Origin of the sequence: Sphingomonas sp. (assembly GCF_036677245.1) — a bacterium.
Classification (GTDB): domain Bacteria; phylum Pseudomonadota; class Alphaproteobacteria; order Sphingomonadales; family Sphingomonadaceae; genus Allosphingosinicella.
Map to the genome: position 1 here is coordinate 16,968 of NZ_JAKFCG010000050.1, position 19,325 is coordinate 36,292.

The window sequence follows — 19,325 nt, forward strand, 5'->3', positions numbered from 1 at the left end:
TGGGTGCGAGGAGTGGAGTCGGCCGTCAGGCGCTGACCGGCATCGTGCCGGCTGCTTCGGCGGGCACCGCGGCGTCGTGCTCTGCCGGGTCCGGATCAAGCGTCGTCGAGATGCGCAGCGAGGTGCCGTCGCGCTTGGCTTCGTACATCAACTGGTCGGCCCGCTGGACGTCGGCGTCGGTTAGGCTCGCCTCGCGTGGACCAAGCAGCAGCACACCCATGCTGCAGCCGATCGGATAGGGCAGGCGGCCGAGCGCGGCGTCCATGCGCTGGTGGAGCTGGCGGGCGAGACGATAGCCTTCGGTCTCGCTGCCGACCGGAATGAACAGCAGGAATTCATCGCCGCCGACACGCGCGAACAAATCCTGCTCGCGGACCATCGCGCTGACGGTTGCGGCGAACGTCTTGAGCGTCTCGTCGCCGGTGGCGTGACCATGCTGGTCGTTGACCTTCTTGAAGCCGTCCAGGTCGACGTAGGCGAGCATGTTCCAGCCATGATCGTCCTGCGCACGTGCACTTTCGTAAAAGGCCTGGCGATTGAGGATGCCGGTGAGCGGATCGAAACGGGCGCGCTGCCACTCGCGGTCGTAGGAGTGCCTGACGCTTCCCACCAGCACGATGATCAGCATCACGGCGACCACCCGCATCAACATGTTCCATTCGATCGCAACCGCGCCGGCGGGGTAGAAGGCGGCACCGTTGGCAGCGAGCGATGCGGCGGCGCATGCGAAGCCGATGGCGATCGCGGCGCTCCGGCCGAGACCCCAGGCGGCAAGGCAGATGACCAGCAGGTAAAGCGGGCCGAACCAGATTTGCGGGCCAGTGCCAGCGTCGACCAGCGCGATCGCCGGCAAGGAGATCAGGACCGCCGTCCAGGCGTGGCGTGCCGGGATCGCGGCCGCCCATCCCATCAGCGCATCAGCTCTCTTCTCGAGCGGTGAGCGCCGCACGAGGCTGCGCGCGCTGGAGGGAGGGGAGGCGCGGAGGCCGGCGGAAGTGCCCCGATCGCAGGTTCTTGGGGTCGGCTCGATTGCGGACGTCATTCCGCGGGAGTAATGATCTTGTGCTAATTTTCCATGAATTTCTTTGGCATGGCTGGCGCGAAAGTCTCTCGCGCCGAGCGGCGCGCATCCTTTCGCGCATCCCTTCGCCCGATGTCGAGCATGGCGAGGCGGGTGCGATACTGAGCGATCAAAGCGCGGCTGCGCTCGATCCCGCGGCGCAGGCGCCGCTTGATTTCGTCCTCGTCGGTGGAGGGTGGTGGCGTCTCATTACGTCGCATTCGGCTGATCCTGATCATTTCAAACAACCCAACGCCAACTAAACCTAGATCAGCTTATAACTCTAAGCTCTTGAACAAGTTTCATGATTTCAGAAGGCGTTGCGATTTGGCACGCGCAGAGCGGCAATCGTTAGCGCTTGAAAGTCGCACCAGGTCGCGGCTGGTGCCGTGCCCTGCCGGCGGATCAGCCGCGCGGAGTCTCGACGATCGCGTCGACCCGGGTGGGATAGAAAGCGAGATGATCGCGGATCGCCGCGACCGGCTCGAACGGCGTCTCATAGCTCCACGCCGCATTGACCGATCGGTCGCCGCCTTCGGGCACGCTGAAATAAGAGGCATCGCCTTTGAACGGGCAGTGGGTGCTGTGCTCGGTGCGCTCCATCAGTGCCATGTCGACGTCAGCACGCGGAATATAATAGACTGGCGGATAGCTCGCCTCGCGCAATGTCAGCGCGTTGACGCTGTCGGCAATGGTCCGCTCGCCGAGCTTCACGACGACCCTGCCGGGTGTCGGCTCGACCGTGATCGGATGATTGGCTGTTCCGGCCATGTCTGTCTCCCTCCCGGCCAGGTTAGGCCCGATCAGCTTGGCTCTGCAACAAGGCTGTGAAGTCGGCGAACGCTCATTTGAAATTGTCGGCGTAGGATTGGAGCCGCAGCTTGCGTTCGGCCGGCGGGACGATGTGGTAATCGATGCCGGCGCGCTCGGCGTAAAGCTGTGCCGTGTCGAGCGTCGGGAAGGACAGCGTGACCTGCTCGCTGGTGTCGGCGCCGCCGGACCAGCCGGTGAGCGGATCGGGCCGCTTGGGACGCTTGGATTCGAACTGCAGCACCCAATCGTCGGCGCGGGCGCGCCCCGACTGCATCGCATTCTTCGAACGCTGGAATATCCGTGCCGCCATAGTCTCCCTGGCCTTCCTCAGCTTTGCATCCGCAGGTGCGCAACTGGCGCCGGCTAGTCAAGTGGTCTCGGTGAACGCCGCGTGGGGTCTACGGTAGCGAAAAGTTAACGCCGATTAGGGTATGCACGAAGGCTCCTCGCGAGAACGGCTATTTTCGAATGCCCGCTGCACTGACTTACGCCGACGGCGTTTCCTCGGACCGCAAGGTCCTCACATCTGCGATCGGCGTCGGCAGCGGCGTGCTGGTCGTGCTGGTCGCCCAACTGGTCGAGCGGCTCGATCCAGGCAATGATCTCATATCCTGGATCGGCATCGGCGGCGCGATCGGCGCGCTTGTCGCGCTGCTGATGGGTGCGCCGCTCGCCCTGAGCGAGATGGGCCGCCGGCGCGACGATGCCGGGCGAGCGCTCACGGCGCGCCGCCAGGTCGAGCAGCTGTTCCGGATGACCGACATGCTGCAAAGCGCGCTCGGTTACGGCGATGCTAATGCGGTGCTTCGCGCAACCGCGGCGCAGCTCATGCCGGAATTCGGCGGCGCGCTCTACGTCTTCAACAATTCGCGCGACCGCATGGACCTTTCGGTCGACTGGGGCTGGCCGGAAGGCGCGCAGCCGCCAGAGTCTATCTCGCCGTCGCAATGCTGGGCGCTCAAGCGCGGCAAATCGCACATCAACGAAGTCGGCCCGAACAGCCTGCGCTGCGAGCACCACGCCAACGATCTCCTCATTCTCAAGATCCCGATGATGGCACGCGGCGAGGTATACGGCCTCCTCAACGTGCTCGCGGTGGGTGACGATGCCGAGCAGAAGATCGGAGAGGTCGCTACGCTCGCGGGCGCGATTGCCGACGCGATGTCGCTCGCGCTGTCGAACATCGCGCTGCGCGAGAAACTGCGCACCCAGGCGCTGCGCGATCCGCTCACCAGCCTCTACAACCGGCGCTACATGGAGGACGTCCTCGAGCGCTACGCCAATCTCGCCGAGCGCAACGGCAGCTCGCTTTCCGCGATCATGATCGATCTCGATCATTTCAAGCGGTTGAACGACGAGCATGGCCACGCGGTCGGTGACGCGGTGCTGCGCGCGGCAGCCGCGGCGATCGTCGGCGCGATCCGCCCGAGCGACGTCGCGTGCCGCTATGGCGGCGAGGAGCTGGTCGTGCTGTTGCCGGATTGCTCGCTGGCCGAGGCGGTCGGCAAGGCCGAGCTGCTGCGGGCGCGCATCGAGAGCCTGTCCGATATTCATGGCACGCGCATCACCGCTTCGCTCGGCGTCGCAACGATGCCCGAGACCGCCACCAACATGACCGAGATCCTTCCCTCCGCCGATGCCGCGCTCTACCGTGCCAAGCAGGCCGGCCGGAACCGGGTCGAGGCCGCGGTGCGGCGGGGCGAAGGGGGCAGCAGCCACCAGCTGGCCGAGGCCGCCGAATAAGGCCCGCTCGCTTCCGACAAAGCACTAGTTACGAGTTGCAGCTGCACGAACTCTGCCTGCGTTGTCGTGGAAATATCACCGCGAGGCGCGCTTGGTGCGGAGCGTCGGATCGGCGCGCGCCGGATCGTCGGGCCAAGGATGGCGTGGATAGCGGCCGCGCATCTCCTTGGCGACCGCGCTCCAGCTTCCCGACCAGAACCCCGGCAGGTCGCGGGTCGTCTGGATCGGCCGCCCGGCGGGCGAGGTGAGGCTGAGCACCAGCGGCACCTGGCCGCTCGCGACGGCGGGATGATCGGATAGCCCGAACAGCGCCTGCACCCGGGCAGTGACGGTCGGCCCCGCCTCGGCTTCATAATCCACCGGGTGGCTGCTCCCCGCCGGGCTCACGAAATGCGACGGGGCGAGGCGCTCGACGCTTTTCCGTCCCTCCCAGCCAAGCAGGGCGTCGAGCATCCCGCTGAGCGCGCCGGGATCGACGTCGCCGAGCCTGCGCCTGCCTTCGACGAGCGGCGGCAGCCATTCGTCGAGCCGCTCGACCAAGGCCTCGTCCGAAAGGTCGGCAAGCGCGGGATCGTAGCGGCGCGCGAAGGCCGCCCTTCGCCGCAGCGATTGCGCCGCTTCGCTCCACGGCAGCATCCCCAGGCCATGCTCGCGTACCCCGGCGGCCAAAGCTTGCGCGATCATCGCCGGGTCGGCGCGGCTGTCCTGCCCTCCGGAAAGCGCGATCGCGCCGAGACGGCGGCCGCGCGATGCGCGCACGCCGCCGGTTTCGGGGACGAATTCGACCGAGGTGCCGCTTTCGATGCGGTCGGCGAACAGCCGTTCGACCATCGCCTCGCCGATCGGCGCGGCGGCGATGATGCGCGCGCCGGCGGCGGCGCCGCTCACCTCCGCCACCGCCAGCCAGGGCTCGCGCGCGAGCGGCGAAAGCGGATCGAGGCGGAAGCCGCGGCCGCCGACTGAAATCCAGTCGGAGCCATCGGCGCTGCGCCGCTTGGCGACCCGGTCGGGAAAGGCAAGCGCGATGCAGGCCCCGAGCGGTGGTTCCTCCGGCTCCGGCTGCCGTTTCGCCTGCGTCCGCCCGTCGGGCATTTGGGCGAAGCCCAGCCAGCGCCGCGCGAGGCCTCGCGCCGCCTCGGCGCGCTGGCCTTTTTCGCTTCGCCAGCGCCGCAGCCTCAGCTCGAGGTCGGGATCGTTCCCGCCCAGCCCGCGCTCGCTGAGCAGCACTGCCGCTTCGGCCGCCGTCCTGCCCCAGCCGCGGGCATCCGCATCAACGATCATGTGGGCGAGGCGGGGCGGCAGCGGCAAAGCGGCGATCGCGCGGCCGTGGTCGGTCGGCCGGCCATCCTCATCGATCGCGCCGAGCGAGAGCAGCCGCCGCCGCGCCTCGTCGACCGCGGCGGCGGGTGGAGGATTGATCCATTTGAGCGTGCGCGGATCGGTGACGCCCCACGCGGCGCAATCGAGCAGCAGCGCGCTGAGATCGGCCTCGACTATCTCGGGCGGATCGAAGCGCGGCAGCCCCGCGGTCGCCGCTTCCTCCCACAAGCGGTAGACGATTCCCGGTCCTTGGCGGCCGGCACGGCCCGCGCGCTGCGTCACCGCGGCCTGGCTGGCGCGCTCGGTCACGAGCCGCGTCACGCCCGCCGCGCGATCGTAGCGTGGGCGGCGTGCGAGGCCGCTGTCGACGACGATGCGGACCCCCTCGAGCGTGAGGCTGGTCTCCGCGATCGACGTCGCGAGCACGACCTTGCGCGTGCCCGGCGGCGGGGGCGCGATCGCCGCGCGTTGAGCGGCGGGCTCGAGCGAGCCGTGCAGCCGGTGGAGCTCGATGCCGTGGGGGAGCGGCTCGATCCGCTCTGCGGTCCGCTCGATCTCGGCGACACCTGGCAGGAAGGCGAGCAGGCTCCCCTCCGCATCGCCGAGCGCGCGGCGGATCGCGGCCGCCATTTCGTCCTCGATGCGCTTTTCGGCCGAGCGGCCGAGATGGCGAAGCATGATCGGGAAGCTGCGCCCCTCGCTCTCGATCAGCGCCGCGTTGCGACCGTCGCCTGGGCCCATCAGCGCTGCGAAACGGGCGCCATCGAGGGTCGCGGACATCGCGACGATCCGCAGGTCGGGGCGGAGCGCCTGCTGCGCGTCGAGCGCGAGCGCAAGACCGAAGTCGCTGTCGAGGCTGCGCTCATGGACTTCATCGAACAGCACGGCCGAAACGCCGGCGAGCTCCGGATCGGCCTGGATTCGGTTGCGGAAGATACCCTCGGTCAGCACCGTCAGGCGGGTGCGGGCCGAGCGTTTGCTGTCGAGACGGGTGGCATAGCCGATCGTGCCGCCGACCTTCTCGCCTGCCATCTCGGAAATGCGCTCGGCGGCGGCACGCGCGGCGAGCCGCCGCGGCGAGAGCAGCAGGATCTCGCCGCTGCACCATTGCTCGCGGAGCAAAGCGGGAGCGACCGCGGTGGTCTTGCCCGCGCCGGGCGGCGCGACCAGCACGGCGTTCGACGCCGAGCGCAGCACATTGAGCAGCTCGGGCAGGACGGCATGGATCGGCAGATCGCTCATGCGCCCGATGTGCCCGCCGGGAAGGCTTGGCTCAATAGGAAGCCTGGGCTCAATAGGCGCGGGAGATGGCGAACTCCACCGCCTCGACCAGCGCCGCCTTCGCCTTGCCCGCCGGGAACGGCCCGAGCGCATCAATCGCGCGCTGGCCGTAATGGCGCGCACGATCGATCGTGTCGTCGAGAGCGCCGTGGCGCCGCAGCAGCCGCGTGGCGTGCGCGAGATCCTCGTCAGAATTGCGCCGGCCTTCGATCGCCTCGCGCCAGAATTGCCGCTCGCCTTCCTCGCCGCGCGCGAACGCGAGGATCACCGGCAAGGTCACCTTGCCGTCGCGGAAATCGTCGCCGACGCCCTTGCCCATCGTCACCGCGTCCGAGGCATAGTCGATCGCGTCGTCGATCAGCTGGAAGGCGATGCCCAGGTTCCGGCCGAAGGCGTCGAGCGCTTCCTCGACCGCCTCGTCGCGCTCGGCGACGACCGCTGCGATCCGGCAGGCGGCGGCGAACAAGGCGGCGGTCTTGGCGCTGATGATGTCGAGATAATGGTCTTCGCTGGTCTCGACGCGGCGCTGCGCGGTCAGCTGGTTGACCTCGCCCTCGGCGATCGTCGCCGAGGCGCGCGAGAGGATGCGGAGCGCCTTGATGCTGCCGTCCTCGACCATCAGCTCGAAGCTGCGGCTGAACAGGAAGTCGCCGACCAGGACGCTCGCCGAATTGCCCCAGATGATGTTCGCGGTGCGGCGCCCGCGGCGCAGGCCGGAGCCGTCGACGACATCGTCATGGAGCAAGGTGGCGGTGTGGATGAACTCGACCGCCGCGGCGAGCTTGTGATGACGCGTGCCGCCATAATCGAGCAGGCGCGCGCAGGCGAGCGTCAGCATCGGCCGCATCCTTTTGCCGCCGCCGGCGATCAGATGGCCGGCGAGCTCGGGAATTAGGACGACGTCGCTCTGCATCCGGCCGAGGATGACGCTGTTGACGTGATTGAGGTCGCCGGCGACGAGCTGCATCATCGCATCGAGCGAGGCGGAGCGGCTGGCGCCAAGCGGGTGAACGGTCGCGGTCATTTTGCCGGCCCTGTGCGCGCTGGGCGCGACAAAGGCAAGGGCGCGGGCGGCGTTTCAACCGGCGCCGTCCGGCCGGCCGCGCAAATCCCGCGCGCAGGGTTTACGTGCCGTCAACCCTCCGCGTGTAAGAGCAAAAGCTCTGCAGAATTGAAGTAGGCGTGATGGATAGGAATAAGGCTTTGATTGAGAGGGATTACCGGTCTCCACGCATATTGCGCACCGAGTTGATCGGCGAATCGGGCGAGAGCTATCCCTGCATCATCAGAAATCTGTCGAGCCACGGCCTTGGCGGCTCCGGTTGCAAGGACGTCTATGTCGGGATGCGGCTCAGCGTCATCTTGCCGGTGGTCGGCGCGGTGTCCGGACGGGTTTCATGGGCACGTGGCGACCAGTTCGGCGTCGCGCTCAACGAGGAGCTCGATCCGAGCATGGTGACGCTCCCGCGCCCGTCCGCGCCGGCCCCCTCGGAGCGCTTCCAGGTGATGAAGATGCATACGGTCTCGAACGACTTCCGTCGGCCCGGCGTGCGCGCTTACTGAACCCTGTTTCACCCAAAACCGTTCGGCCTGAACGTGTTGGAGGCCTTTCCTTCTCTGAGCAAGAAGGGGAAAGCGGTTCGACAGGCTCACCGCGAACGCAGTTTTGCAGCGGTCCCCCTAGCTAGCCCAAAGGAAGCTTGAGCCGCGCTAGCAGGCCGCCGAGATCCTCGCTTTCCTCGAGGTGGACCGAGCCGCCATAGATTTGCGCAACGTCGCGCACGATCGCAAGGCCGAGGCCGGTGCCCGGCTTGCCGGTGTCGAGCCGCGCGCCGCGGTCGAAGATGCTCAATCTTTCCTCCTCGGGGATGCCGGGCCCGTCGTCCTCGACCTCGATCTCGACGCATTCCGCTGTGGTCTTGACCGTCACGAAGACCCGGCCATTGCCATATTTGGCGGCATTCTCGATGAGGTTGCCGAGCATTTCGTCGAGATCCTGCCGTTCGACGCGCACGACGGCCTGCTTGTCGCCGGCAAGATCGACGGTGACATGTTCGTGGAGCCGATCGACCGCGCGTTCGACCGCCTCGAGCGAGGGCCAGACCGCGGAGCGCGCCTGCGCGCTCGACCGGCGTCCGATCGCGCGCGCGCGGGCAAGGTGGTGGTCGACCTGCCGCCGCATCGTCGTCGCCTCGCGGCAGACGGTGTCGGCGAGGTCGGGTGCGGCGGCGGTCGCGGCATTGGTGATGACCGTGAGCGGCGTCTTGAGCGCATGCGCGAGATTTCCGGCGTGGCGCCTCGCCTCTTCGGCCTGCAGCTCATTATGCTCGAGCAAAGCGTTGAGCTCGGCGGTGAGCGGCTCGATCTCCTGCGGAAAACGTCCTTCCACCCGCGAAAGCCTGCCCGAGCGCACCTCTGCAATCGCCTGCCGCACGCGCCGCAGCGGCCACAGGCCGTAGAAGGCCTGCAGCGCCGCGAGCACGATCAGCCCGATCGCCAGCATGCCGAACGATCGGATCATCGTCTCGCGGAGGACATTGATCTGTTCGTCGAGTCCCGCACGGCTCTGGGCGACCTGGAACCGCCACCGGACCGGCGATCCCGGCAGCCGCGCATCGCGCTCGAGGACACGCAGCGGCTCTTCCGGAAATTCATCGCTGTCGTAGACGTGAGGATTGGCATCGGGATGGCCGAAGCCGACCTTCAGCCTGCGGTCCCACAACGAGCGCGACGGCAGGTCCTGGATCGAGCGCCCGCCTTCCGCCGGTGTTTGAGCGCCCGTCGCGGCGGCGACCTGCCTGGGGTCTCGCGCTGGAGCCTGGGTCGACGCCCGCTTTGCGGCTTCCTCGCCGCTGATCTGGAAATAGACCCCCGAATAGGGTTCGAGAAAGCGTTGATCGGCGAGCGGGCGGTTGAGGTAGACCTCGCCGTCGGGGCCGATCTCGGCAGAGGCGATCAGCGCGGTGAGCACGAATTCGAGCTGCGCATCGAAGTTGCGCGTGATCGCCGACGTGAGCACGCGGTCCAGCGCGAAGCCGCCGACCGCGAGCAGGATGACGATCCACAATGCGGCGATGGTGATCATCCGCCTGGCCAACGATCCAGTCGAACCGCTGCCACCCTCGCGCCGGGCGCGCCTGCCGAAGCCAAGCTTCATCGCGGCCTGCCCCAAGCACGGCCGGAGCTTTCGAAGCCTGCAAAGGACCGGGGGAGGGCACTCGCCCGCTCGAGGGCACGGACTCGCTGGGTCCGCCGGAGGGTCAAGCGTTCGGGTCTTCCAGCGAATAGCCAAGGCCGCGGATGGTCGTGATCACATCCTGGCCGAGCTTTTTGCGGATGCGGGTGACGAACACTTCGATCGTGTTGGAATCGCGATCGAAATCCTGGTCGTAGATATGCTCGATCAGCTCGGTGCGCGAGACGACCTTGCCCTTGTGGTGCATCAAATAGGACAGCAATTTATATTCCTGCGCGGTGAGCTTCACCGGCTCGCCGTCCAGGGTCACCTTGCCGGAGCGGGTGTCGAGCCGGACGTCGCCCGCGATCAGCTCGGAGCTCGAATTGCCCGAGGCGCGGCGGATCAGCGCCCGCAGGCGGGCGATCAGCTCCTCGGTCTGGAACGGCTTGGCGAGATAGTCGTCGGCGCCGGCATCGAGCCCCGCGACCTTGTCGGACCAGCTGTCGCGCGCGGTGAGGACGAGCACCGGCACCTTCATCCCTTCCTTGCGCCACCGGTCGAGGACGGTGAGGCCGTCGACCTCCGGCAGGCCGAGATCGAGGATGATCGCGTCGTAGCTTTCGGTCGAGCCGAGATAATGGCCATCCTCGCCGTCGGTGGCGAGATCGACGGCATAGCCCGCGCCCTCCAGCGTCGCGCGGAGCTGGCGTCCCAGATTAGGTTCGTCCTCGACGATCAGAACCCGCATCTCATTCCCTCTCTGGTTGCCATGTGGCGGCATTTACGCGACCAACCAGCGCGATTGCCAATAGTTTCATTACGGAGGGCGATGCTTTCCCGCTGCCCGGCCGCTGCACGACCGAAAGAGGCTCTATTCAAATAGTCTAACGCCCGGCGCGGCCGACGACTCTGCCGGTGCGGCCGTCGACATCGACCCAGATGACCTGGCCGTCGCGCATGAACTTCAGGCGGTACATGCCGGAGCCGGGGTCGAGCTCGGAGCCCATATATTCCGCGCCGCGCATCTGCGGAACGATTCTCGATTGGATGGCGCGCAACGACATCAGCCGGCCGTCCTGGCGCGCCTCGAACGCGGCGTCCTGCTCGCGGTGGCGGGGGCGGGCGTCGGCGGCGATCGCCGCGGCCGCAAGCGCTGCCGCGCCGAGGAGGAAAACAGGCTTTACCATCTCGTCACTATCCTTTGGTGCCCTCCGCATAGCACAAGCCATTGAATAGGCCATGAATGGGAACCCGAGGACAAGAGCGGGCCGCCCCCGGGCGGTTTCGCCGGGGGCGGTTGAGCCCGCGCGAGCTTCCTCCTATCTCGCGCCCATGGCTGCCCCAGTTCTTGCTTATGAGGGCCTTGGTCTCGTCCAAGGCAGCGGTTGGCTGTTCCGCGATCTCGACATCTTCATCGGCCAGCGCGATCGGCTCGCGCTGATCGGCCGCAACGGCGCGGGCAAGACGACCTTGCTCAAATGCCTGGCCGGAATGATCGAGACCGACGAGGGGCGGCGCACGATCCAGCCGGGCACCAAGGTCGTGCTGCTCGAGCAGGATCCGCAGATCGCGCAATTCGAGAGCTTGCGCGATTTCGCGTTGAACGGCCCCGATGCGCCGCCGGCGCACGAGGTGGACGCAATCGCGTCGCAGATCGGCATCGACCTCGACCGGCCGGCCGCGACCGCGTCGGGCGGCGAGCGCCGCCGCGCCGCGATCGCCCGCGCGCTCGCCCAAAATCCGCAGGTGCTGCTGCTCGACGAGCCGACCAACCATCTCGACCTCGCGGCGATCGAATGGCTCGAGGACTGGCTCGGCCGCTATACCGGCGCGTTCGTCGTGATCAGCCACGACCGCACTTTCCTCACCCGGCTGACGCGCTCGACCGTGTGGCTCGACCGGGGGGCGCTGCGCCGCGCCGAGATCGGCTACGGCGGCTTCGATGCCTGGACCGAAAAGGTCTATGAGGAGGAGGCACGAGCGGCCGAGAAGCTCGACGCCAAGCTCAAGATCGAGCTGCACTGGCTGCAGCGCGGGGTCACCGCGCGCCGCCGCCGCAACCAGGGCAGGCTCGCCAAGCTCCAACAGATGCGCGCCGCGCGCGCGGCGATGCTCGGGCCGGCCGGCACCGCCAAGCTCGGGCTCGAGAATGACGACGTCAAGACCAAGATGGTGATCGACGCCGCCAAGGTCTCCAAGCGTTATGGCGAGCGGACGATCATCAAGGATTTCTCGCTGCGCATCCAGCGCGGCGACCGGATCGGCATTGTCGGCGCGAACGGCACCGGCAAGACGACCTTGCTGAGGCTGCTCACCGGCGAGATCGAGCCCGACGAGGGCCAGGTCGTTCGCGCTAAGACGCTCGACGGGGTGGTGATCGATCAGCAGCGCAAGCTGCTCGATCCCGACAAGCGGGTGCGTGACGTGCTCGCCGATGGCGGCGACTGGGTCGAGGTGCGTGGACAGAAGAAGCATGTCCACGGCTATCTCAAGGAATTCCTGTTCGAGCCGACCCTGGTCGATGCGAAGATCGGCAGCCTTTCGGGCGGCGAACGCTCGCGGCTGCTGCTCGCGCGCGAATTCGCGCGGCGATCGAACCTGCTCGTGCTCGACGAGCCGACCAACGATCTCGACCTCGAGACGCTCGACCTGCTCCAGGAAGTGATCGCCGACTATGACGGGACCGTGCTGATCGTCAGCCACGACCGCGACTTCCTCGATCGGACGGTGACGATCACCCTCGGCCTCGACGGCTCCGGCCGGGTCGACATCGTCGCCGGCGGCTATGAGGATTGGCAGCGCAAGCGGCAGCCGCGCGGCGCACCGAAGACGGCTGCAGGCCGTGCGCCTGCCCCCACGCCGGCGCGGCGCCCGACCAAGCTCACCTACAACGACCAGCGCGACTATGATCAGCTGCCCGCGCGGATCGATCGGATCGATGCGGACATTGCCGCGGACGAAGCGGCGCTGGCCGATCCCGACCTCTACGCGCGCGATCCGGGCCGCTTCGCAGCGCTGACCAAAAAGATCGATGCGGCGCGGGCCGAGCGCGAGGCGGCCGAGGAACGCTGGCTGGCGCTGGCCGAAATGGTCGAGGCGCTCGGCGCCTGAAACGCCGCTCAGCGGGGCCGATCAGCGTGCCTGATCAGCGTTGGCGGCGGCGACTTGCTGGCGATCCGGCGTGTTGGCTGAAGCGAGGAGGGTGGCGCGCTGGAGCAAGGCAAGGCCCCTTGCCCTGTCCTTGCCGCTCTTGAACAGCAGCCAGCCCAAGGTGTCGGCGGTGGCCGGATTGCTGCGGTCGAGCAGCCAGGCCTTTTTGGCGAGCGGCAGCGCCCGTTCCAGATCGCCCTGTTCGGAATAGGCCCAGGCGAGATTGTTGAGCATCACCGCGTCAGTATCGCCAAGCCGCCGCCTCAGCCCCTCGTAGATGGTGATCGCGCCGGCCCATTGTCGCGCCTGGATGTGGCGTGCGGCGGTGAGCAGCAGCGCCGAGACGTTGCGCGGGTTCTGCTCGAGGAACAGGCTCAGCACCCTGCCGGCGGCCTCGTTCTGACCGGAATATTGCAGCGCCTCGATCAACCGCATCGCGGCCGGCTCGGTGAAGGCGAGGTTGGCGGCCTTGCGATATTGCTCGGCGGCTTCGGCGAAGCGGCCCTGGATGCCAAGCGCGTCGCCGACCAGCAGATGCGCATCCGGCGCGCCGGGGTTGCCCGACTGCAGCGCATAGGCGCGCGTGAGCGCCTCGTCGCCAAGCCCGGCGGAGAGCAGGCCGCGGATCAGATCGACTTGCGCCTCGGCGTCGTCGGGAGCGTTGGCGGCCTCGGCGCGCAAGGTCGCGAGGCGGACCGGATCGGGGGGCGCGCCGAGCAGGGCTGCGCCATGCGGCTGCGGCTGCGCCGCGCGGGTGAGATAGCGCGACGCGGCGGCGCCGTTGCCGAGCCGCGTCAGCGCACTGCCCATCAGGGCCAGCGAATAACTGTCGGCATCGACGGCGTCGGCGAGCGGGCGCAAGGTTGCGACCGTGGCGGCGGCATCGCCCGTCCGCCATTGCGCGGCGGCGAGCAGCCGGCGCGCCTTGAGATTGTCGGGTTGCAGCGCGACCAATTTCTTGAGCCGCGACACCCCCTGGCCGGGATTGCCGGTTTGAAGATCGATCGCCGCGGCGAGCAGCATCGCCGCCGGCTGGTCGTCGAGCTTGCCGCGGGTGCGCTCGAAGAGCGATCGCGCGAGCGTGAATTTGCCGGCGCGGGCGGCGAGCATCGCCTGGAGGTAGAAGGCCATCGGCTCGTTGCTCGAGAGCGACAGCACCTCGCGAGTTTCGTCGAGCATCGCCCGCGCCGCGCCCATGTCGCCGAGCGTGATCGCGCGCTCGAGCCGGGCGGTGACATTGTCCTTGTCGATCTCGATCGCCCGGTCGAACCAGGGAAGCGCCGCGCGCAGGCCATATTGGCTGCGTGTGAGCTCGCCGCGCAAGGTGATCGCCTCGACATAATGAGGGCTCGCCGCGACGGCCTGGTCGGCGGCCTCCAGCGCTCCGGCAAGCTCGCCGCCCGAGCGGCGGAAGCGGGCGACATCCGCCCACAGGCCCGCATCGCGCGGCGCGAGCGCGATCGCAGAGTCGAACGCGGCGCCGGCGCCGGCGCGGTCGCCGGTGGCGGCGAGCGCCCGGCCGCGCATCCGTTCGGCATAAGCGCCGGACGCCCCGTCAAGCTCGTCGAGCGCCTCCTCGCCGCGACCCTGAAGCAGCAACGCGTGCGCCATTAGCGGCCCGGTGTCGCCGCGCGGCACGCCGAGCGCCCGCGCGCGCTCGATCTCGGCCTGTGCCGCGACGCCGTCGCCGAGTGCAAGATAGGTGCGCGCCTGGAGGATGCGCGCGGCGCGGTTGCGCGGATCGGCCTTGATCGCGTTGAGCAACAGGATTCGGGCGGTGCGGGCATCGCCTTGCGCAAGCGCGGCCTCGCCGCGCCGGTAGGACTCGCCGAAGCCCGCCGGCGCGTTCGAGCAGGCGGTCGCCAGCATCGGCAGCGCGGGCAGCAGGGCCAACAGGAGCGCGCCGCGTCTCACGGCTGCAGATCATATTGCTTGAGCAGATCGTAGAGCGTCGGCCGGCTGATGCCGAGCAGCTTCGCGGTGCTCGAGATATTGTTCTCCGTCCGCGCGAGCGCCTGGCGGATCGCCTTGCGGTCGGCCTCCTCGCGCGCCGCTTTGAGATTGACCGCGAGGCCGCGCTCGTCGGCGCTGGCGAGATCGAGATCCTCGGCGGTGATCAACTTGCCGTCGGCCATGATCACCGCGCGCTTCATGCGATTCTCGAGCTCGCGGACGTTGCCCGGCCAGCGCCAATCGTTGATCGCCGCAAGCGCGCCCGGGGTGAAGCCTTTGACCTGCGGGTTCATCTCCGCCGCGAAGAGGTTGAGGAAATGCTTGGCAAGCAAGGTCGCGTCGCCGTGCCGCTCGGCCAAAGACGGGATGCGGACGACGATCTCGGCGAGGCGGTAATAAAGGTCCTCGCGGAAGCCGCCTTCCTTGATCATCGTTTCAAGATTCTGGTGGGTCGCGCAGACGATGCGGGTGTCGACCGGGATCGCTTTGCGGCCGCCGATCCGCTCGATCACCCGTTCCTGGAGGAAGCGGAGCAATTTGACCTGCAAAGGCAGCGGAATGTCGCCGACCTCGTCGAGGAACAACGTGCCTCCCTCGGCGAGCTCGATCTTGCCTTCGGTGGTCTTGATCGCGCCGGTGAATGCCCCTCTTTCATAGCCGAACAGCTCGGCCTCGAGCAGGGTCTCGGGGATTGCGGCGCAGTTGATCGCGACGAACGCGCCGCCTGCGCGATTGCTGGCGCGATGCAGCCCGCGCGCGAGCAGCTCCTTGCCGGTGCCGCTCGCGCCGAGCAGCATCACCGAGACGCCCGCCTGGGCGACACGCTCGATCGTGCGGGCGACCTTGAGCATCTCTGGCGCGGCGGTGATCATCGTGCCGAGGACGGTGCGGTCCTCGCCGACCCTTTCCTCGAGCCGCCGGTTCTCGGCCTCGATGTCATGGAGCTGGAACGCACGGCGCACGATCAAGCCGAGCTGGTCGATGTCGACCGGCTTCTGGTAGAAATCATAAGCGCCCGAGCCGATCGCCCGCAGCGCGCTCGCGCGCGCGCCGTGGCCCGAGGCGACGATCACCTTGGTGTCGGGCTTCAGCGACAAGATGGTCTCCAAGGTCGCGAAGCCTTCGCTGACGCCGTCCGGATCGGGCGGAAGCCCAAGGTCGAGCGTCACCACCGCCGGTTCCTGCGCGCGGACGAGGTCGAGCGCTGCGGCACGGTCCGAGGCGACCAGCACCTCGTAATCGTCATAGGCCCAGCGCAGCTGCCGCTGCAGCCCTTCGTCGTCCTCGACGATCAGGAGCTTGGCCTTGCCGTCTGTCTTCATCGGGGCGTTCATGCGCTTATCCGTTCATTTTGGCGTTCGTGTGCGCCGGCAGCAGCCTGCGCGGCCGGGAGGAAGATCGTGAAGCATGTGCCTTCGTGCTCGCGGCTGTCGACCTCGAGGCGGCCGCCCATCGCCATCACCAATGTCCGTGCCTCGAAGGCGCCGATTCCAAAGCCGCCCTCCTTGGTCGAGGCGAACGGCTGGAACAGGCGGGTGCGGATGAATTCGGCCGACATGCCGCTGCCGCGATCGGCGATCTCGATAATTGCCTCGCGATCGCGCGATGTGATCGCGATGCGCACCGGAACACCTTGCGGGCTGGCGTCGATCGCATTCTGGACGAGATGGGTGAGCGCCTGCTCGAGCCGCGCCGCATCGGCCAGCGCCTCGATACCCGGTTCGGCGACGAGCTCGAGCGGGTGGACGCGCCGCTTGAGCTCCGCCACCGCTGCGACGACCGGCTGGAGCGGGAGCGCGCCCGAGGGATGCGCGTCGGCGCCGTTGCCGCGCGACAAGCGGGCGAGAAGATCATTCATCTTGCGGACCGAGCTTTGCAAGGTCGCGATCATGTCGGCGCGGAACTCGGGGTTCTCGGCGTGGCGCTCGGCGTTGCGCGCCACCAGGCTGAGTTGGCTGACGAGGTTCTTGATGTCGTGCATGATGAACGCGAAGCGACGGTTGAACTCGTCGAAACGCTGCGCGTCGGCGAGCGCCTGGTGGCTGCGGGCCTCGGCGAGGTAGCTCGCCGCCTGGCGTCCGGCGGTCCGGAAGAGATCGAAATCCTCCCAGTCGAGCGGGCGCCGAACGAGCGGATGGGCGAGCAGCACCAGACCGATCAGCCGCTCGTTGTGGATCAGAGGGACTCCGGCCCACGCGACTCCGCCCGCGCTCATCCATTCGGGCAGGTCGAAGGTCTCGCCGCCGATGGTGATGGTGCCGCCTTGGCTCCGCTCGAACTCGAGGACATGGGCGGTGCTTTCGAGGAAGCGTGCCAGCGCCTCCTCGCCACCGGTGCTGCGCGGAAGGGGCTGCGGCCAATTCCAGCTTGCTCCGGGCGTGAAGCGGTGATTGGCATCGAGGACGAGCAACAGGCCGGCCGGCGCGTCGGCGAGCTCGGCGATCGCCTTCACCACCCGATCCTCGATCGGTGCGGCATTTTCGCCGGCGATGCCTATCGTGCGCGTGAAACGAAGCCATTCCTCGCGATAATCGTAGCGATGCTCGAAGAAATGCTTGACCAGCATCACCCTCAGCCAGGCACGAACCTTCCCGGAAGGCAGCACGACAATCGCGGCCAGGGTCGTCGCGAACACCAGGCCGATCTCGCCGATCCGCACCCAATCGCCGCCGGCGATCTCGAACGCCCGCGACGCCGACATCATCAGCAGCAGGTAGAAGAGCAGCCCGAGCAGCGACATCGACTGGAAGGTCGCGGCGCGCGACAGCTGGATGCGCCATTGCGTGTTGCGGCGGCTCGCAAGCGCAAAGGCGGGAACGAGCATCGCCAGGATCGCGCCGCGCATCGCATAGAGGTCGTCGACCGGCTCGCCGCTCAGATAGACGAGCATGTTGAGATGGAGATCGTAGATCCACATCCCCGCCAGCGCGATCATCGGCAGGCGGATGCCCCAGCGCGATTCGGGCGATGCCTGGGCATAGATGTTGTGGACCAGCACCAGGCAACCCGCCGCCACGGTCAGGCCGAGCATGTGGCCGGTCGAGATCAGCGCATCGTGCACCGCGCCGACGTCTGCGAATTGCGGCAGCAGCCCAGTGATGGTGAGCTGCAGGCCAAGCACGCCCGCGACCGCGAAATAGACGACCTTCACCGCCCGGACGCGGTCGTCCTCCTCGGCGCTGCGCAGGATGCCGTACATGAAGTTGAGGAAGAAGAAGGTCTGGGCGATCGTCAGCAGCAACGGCACGATATGCTGCGGCCCGAGGAACGCCGCGACGCTGCCCCAGGCCGAGGTCACCGCAAAAGCGATGACGAGCACCCGATTGCGCGGATCGCCGCCCCAGTGCCGCAGCTGCCACAAGGCAAGCGCGCCATAAAGCACGGCGGCGAGCGCATGGCTCCACAGGCTGATCAGGACGATCATCAGCGCGCGCCCTCGTGCCAGAGGATGACGCGGATCGTCTGGAGGAGGATCACGATGTCGAGGAAGGGCGTGTAATTCTTGGCGTAATAGAGGTCGTATTCGAGCTTCTGGCGCGCATCGTCGATCGACGCGCCATAAGGATAGTTGATCTGCGCCCAGCCGGTGATGCCCGGCTTCACCATGTGCCGCTCGGCGTAATAAGGGAGACGCGCCTCGAGGTCGGCGACGAATTGCGGCCGTTCGGGGCGCGGGCCGACGAAGCTCATCTCACCCCTGAGCACGCTCCAGGCCTGCGGAATTTCGTCGATGCGCAGCTTGCGGATGATCGAGCCGACGCGGGTGACGCGGGGATCGTCCTTTTGCGCCCAGACCGCCTTGCCGCCGACCTCGGCATCCTGGCGCATCGAGCGCAGCTTCACGATCTCGAAGCTTTGGCCATAGAGGCCGACCCGTTTCTGGCGGAAGAAGGCGGGCCCGCGGCTCTCGAGCTTGACCAGCAAGGCGGTGATCAGGATCAGCGGCGTGCCGAGGACGAGCAGAACGGCGCTGGCGACCAGATCGAACAGCCGTTTGCCGGCGCTCGAAAAGCGCCGCCCGGCTGAAAATCCGTCGGAGAAGATCAGCCACGAGGGATTGAGGCTGTCGAGGTCGACGCGTCCGGTCTCGCGTTCGAGGAACGAGGAGAGATCGTTGACGTGGACGCCGGTGGTCTTGACGCGAAGCAGATCCTGCAGCGGTAGCGCGTTGCGCCGCTCCTCCAGCGCAAGCACGACCTCGCTTGCCCCTTGCGCGACCACATAAGCGGCGAGGTTGGCGATGTCGCCGCGGTTGACCGCGCCGGGCACCGCGGTCGGGCCGTCGTTCATGCTGACATAGCCGGCGATCACGAAGCCGGCGCCGTCGCGCTTGGCCAGCGCCTGGACGCGGGCGGCACGGGGGCCGGCGCCGAGGATCAGCACCCGCCGCTTGAAGACGTCGCTGCCGAGCTTTTGCGCGAGCAGCAGGCGGACGATCATCAACCCGCCGAGCGCAAACACCATCGCGTAGAGGAGGTTCGAGCGCCAGAAGGCGAGCGTCGGCACTAGGAAGAAGAGCAAGGAGATGAGCAGGATGCCGAGCGAGACGGAGACGCAGAGGCGCGCGGCGGTGAAGCGCAGCGACTGCAGCGCCTCGGCGCCATAAACTCCGACCCCCACCATCGCGAGCTGCAAGGTGAACGCGAAGGTCAGGGATTGGGGCAGGCGGGCAAGATCGGGGCTCGCGCTGCCGCTGATCTGCCAGATGCGCAGCAGCCACCCTGCCTCCGATGCCAGCAGCAGCATCACGAAGTCGATCAGCCCGAGCAGCAGCAAGGTGTGCGGCACATAATGTTTGAACAAGCGGATCATGCCGCACGCGCTCCG

16 protein-coding genes are annotated in these 19,325 nt (G+C 67.7%); 3 read left to right on the plus strand and 13 right to left on the minus strand.

Annotated elements, in window-relative coordinates; all coding sequences use genetic code 11:
• Positions 1–25: 25 nt before the first annotated feature.
• The 4 genes from V6M48_RS05430 to V6M48_RS05445 form a co-directional block, all read right to left on the minus strand.
• Positions 26–910, minus strand: coding sequence for a GGDEF domain-containing protein (locus tag V6M48_RS05430; RefSeq protein ID WP_332811508.1), 885 nt, complete (start codon positions 908–910; stop codon positions 26–28).
• Positions 911–1,065: 155 nt separating this feature from the next.
• On the minus strand, positions 1,066–1,308 hold the full coding sequence (locus tag V6M48_RS05435) for a hypothetical protein (protein ID WP_332811509.1): 243 nt from the start codon (positions 1,306–1,308) through the stop codon (positions 1,066–1,068).
• A gap of 157 nt (positions 1,309–1,465) precedes the next feature.
• Complete coding sequence (locus V6M48_RS05440) at positions 1,466–1,831, minus strand: DUF427 domain-containing protein (RefSeq protein ID WP_332811510.1); 366 nt, start codon at positions 1,829–1,831, stop codon at positions 1,466–1,468.
• Positions 1,832–1,904: 73 nt separating this feature from the next.
• Positions 1,905–2,183, minus strand: coding sequence for an ETC complex I subunit (locus V6M48_RS05445; protein WP_332811511.1), 279 nt, complete (start codon positions 2,181–2,183; stop codon positions 1,905–1,907).
• Positions 2,184–2,341: 158 nt separating this feature from the next.
• On the opposite strand from V6M48_RS05445, the gene V6M48_RS05450 reads away from it, so the two are divergent.
• On the plus strand, positions 2,342–3,616 hold the full coding sequence (locus tag V6M48_RS05450; RefSeq protein WP_332811512.1) for a GGDEF domain-containing protein: 1,275 nt from the start codon (positions 2,342–2,344) through the stop codon (positions 3,614–3,616).
• 75 nt (positions 3,617–3,691) lie between these two features.
• Here V6M48_RS05450 and hrpB read toward each other — a convergent pair whose 3' ends face one another.
• On the minus strand, positions 3,692–6,178 hold the full coding sequence (hrpB, locus tag V6M48_RS05455) for an ATP-dependent helicase HrpB (RefSeq protein WP_332811513.1): 2,487 nt from the start codon (positions 6,176–6,178) through the stop codon (positions 3,692–3,694).
• A 49-nt stretch (positions 6,179–6,227) separates the two neighbouring features.
• A complete protein-coding gene (locus V6M48_RS05460) occupies positions 6,228–7,241 on the minus strand; it encodes a polyprenyl synthetase family protein (protein ID WP_332811514.1) in 1,014 nt (337 codons plus the stop codon).
• A 179-nt stretch (positions 7,242–7,420) separates the two neighbouring features.
• Here V6M48_RS05460 and V6M48_RS05465 point away from each other — a divergent pair, with 179 nt between their 5' ends.
• Positions 7,421–7,780, plus strand: a complete 360-nt coding sequence (locus V6M48_RS05465) for a hypothetical protein (RefSeq protein WP_332811515.1) — start codon at positions 7,421–7,423, stop codon at positions 7,778–7,780.
• 121 nt (positions 7,781–7,901) lie between these two features.
• On the opposite strand, the gene V6M48_RS05470 is transcribed toward V6M48_RS05465, so the two are convergent.
• The 3 genes from V6M48_RS05470 to V6M48_RS05480 all read right to left on the minus strand — a co-directional run bounded on the left by V6M48_RS05470 (position 7,902) and on the right by V6M48_RS05480 (position 10,582).
• Positions 7,902–9,374 (minus strand): sensor histidine kinase, encoded by a 1,473-nt coding sequence (locus V6M48_RS05470; protein WP_332811516.1) that lies wholly within the window; start codon positions 9,372–9,374, stop codon positions 7,902–7,904.
• Between the two features lie 103 nt (positions 9,375–9,477).
• A complete protein-coding gene (locus V6M48_RS05475; RefSeq protein ID WP_332811517.1) occupies positions 9,478–10,143 on the minus strand; it encodes a response regulator transcription factor in 666 nt (221 codons plus the stop codon).
• Positions 10,144–10,279: 136 nt separating this feature from the next.
• Positions 10,280–10,582 carry a hypothetical protein gene (locus tag V6M48_RS05480; RefSeq protein ID WP_332811518.1) on the minus strand — a complete coding sequence of 101 codons (303 nt, stop codon included), beginning with the start codon at positions 10,580–10,582 and terminating at the stop codon, positions 10,280–10,282.
• 145 nt (positions 10,583–10,727) lie between these two features.
• Between V6M48_RS05480 and V6M48_RS05485 the strand changes: the two genes are divergently transcribed.
• Positions 10,728–12,506 (plus strand): ABC-F family ATP-binding cassette domain-containing protein, encoded by a 1,779-nt coding sequence (locus V6M48_RS05485; protein ID WP_332811519.1) that lies wholly within the window; start codon positions 10,728–10,730, stop codon positions 12,504–12,506.
• Positions 12,507–12,527: 21 nt separating this feature from the next.
• On the opposite strand, the gene V6M48_RS05490 is transcribed toward V6M48_RS05485, so the two are convergent.
• From V6M48_RS05490 to V6M48_RS05505, 4 genes are read right to left on the minus strand one after another with little or no spacing between them, the layout of a single operon-like run.
• A complete protein-coding gene (locus V6M48_RS05490; RefSeq protein WP_332811520.1) occupies positions 12,528–14,459 on the minus strand; it encodes a tetratricopeptide repeat protein in 1,932 nt (643 codons plus the stop codon).
• Complete coding sequence (gene prsR / locus V6M48_RS05495; RefSeq protein ID WP_332811521.1) at positions 14,456–15,832, minus strand: PEP-CTERM-box response regulator transcription factor; 1,377 nt, start codon at positions 15,830–15,832, stop codon at positions 14,456–14,458. Before prsR ends, V6M48_RS05490 begins: the two co-directional genes overlap by 4 nt.
• Positions 15,829–17,922, minus strand: coding sequence for an XrtA/PEP-CTERM system histidine kinase PrsK (gene prsK / locus V6M48_RS05500; RefSeq protein ID WP_332811522.1), 2,094 nt, complete (start codon positions 17,920–17,922; stop codon positions 15,829–15,831). Before prsK ends, prsR begins: the two co-directional genes overlap by 4 nt.
• The gene (locus tag V6M48_RS05505; protein ID WP_332811523.1) at positions 17,922–19,310 is read right to left on the minus strand and encodes a TIGR03013 family XrtA/PEP-CTERM system glycosyltransferase; all 1,389 of its coding nucleotides are present in this window, start codon (positions 19,308–19,310) and stop codon (positions 17,922–17,924) included. Before V6M48_RS05505 ends, prsK begins: the two co-directional genes overlap by 1 nt.
• Positions 19,311–19,325: the final 15 nt, after the last annotated feature.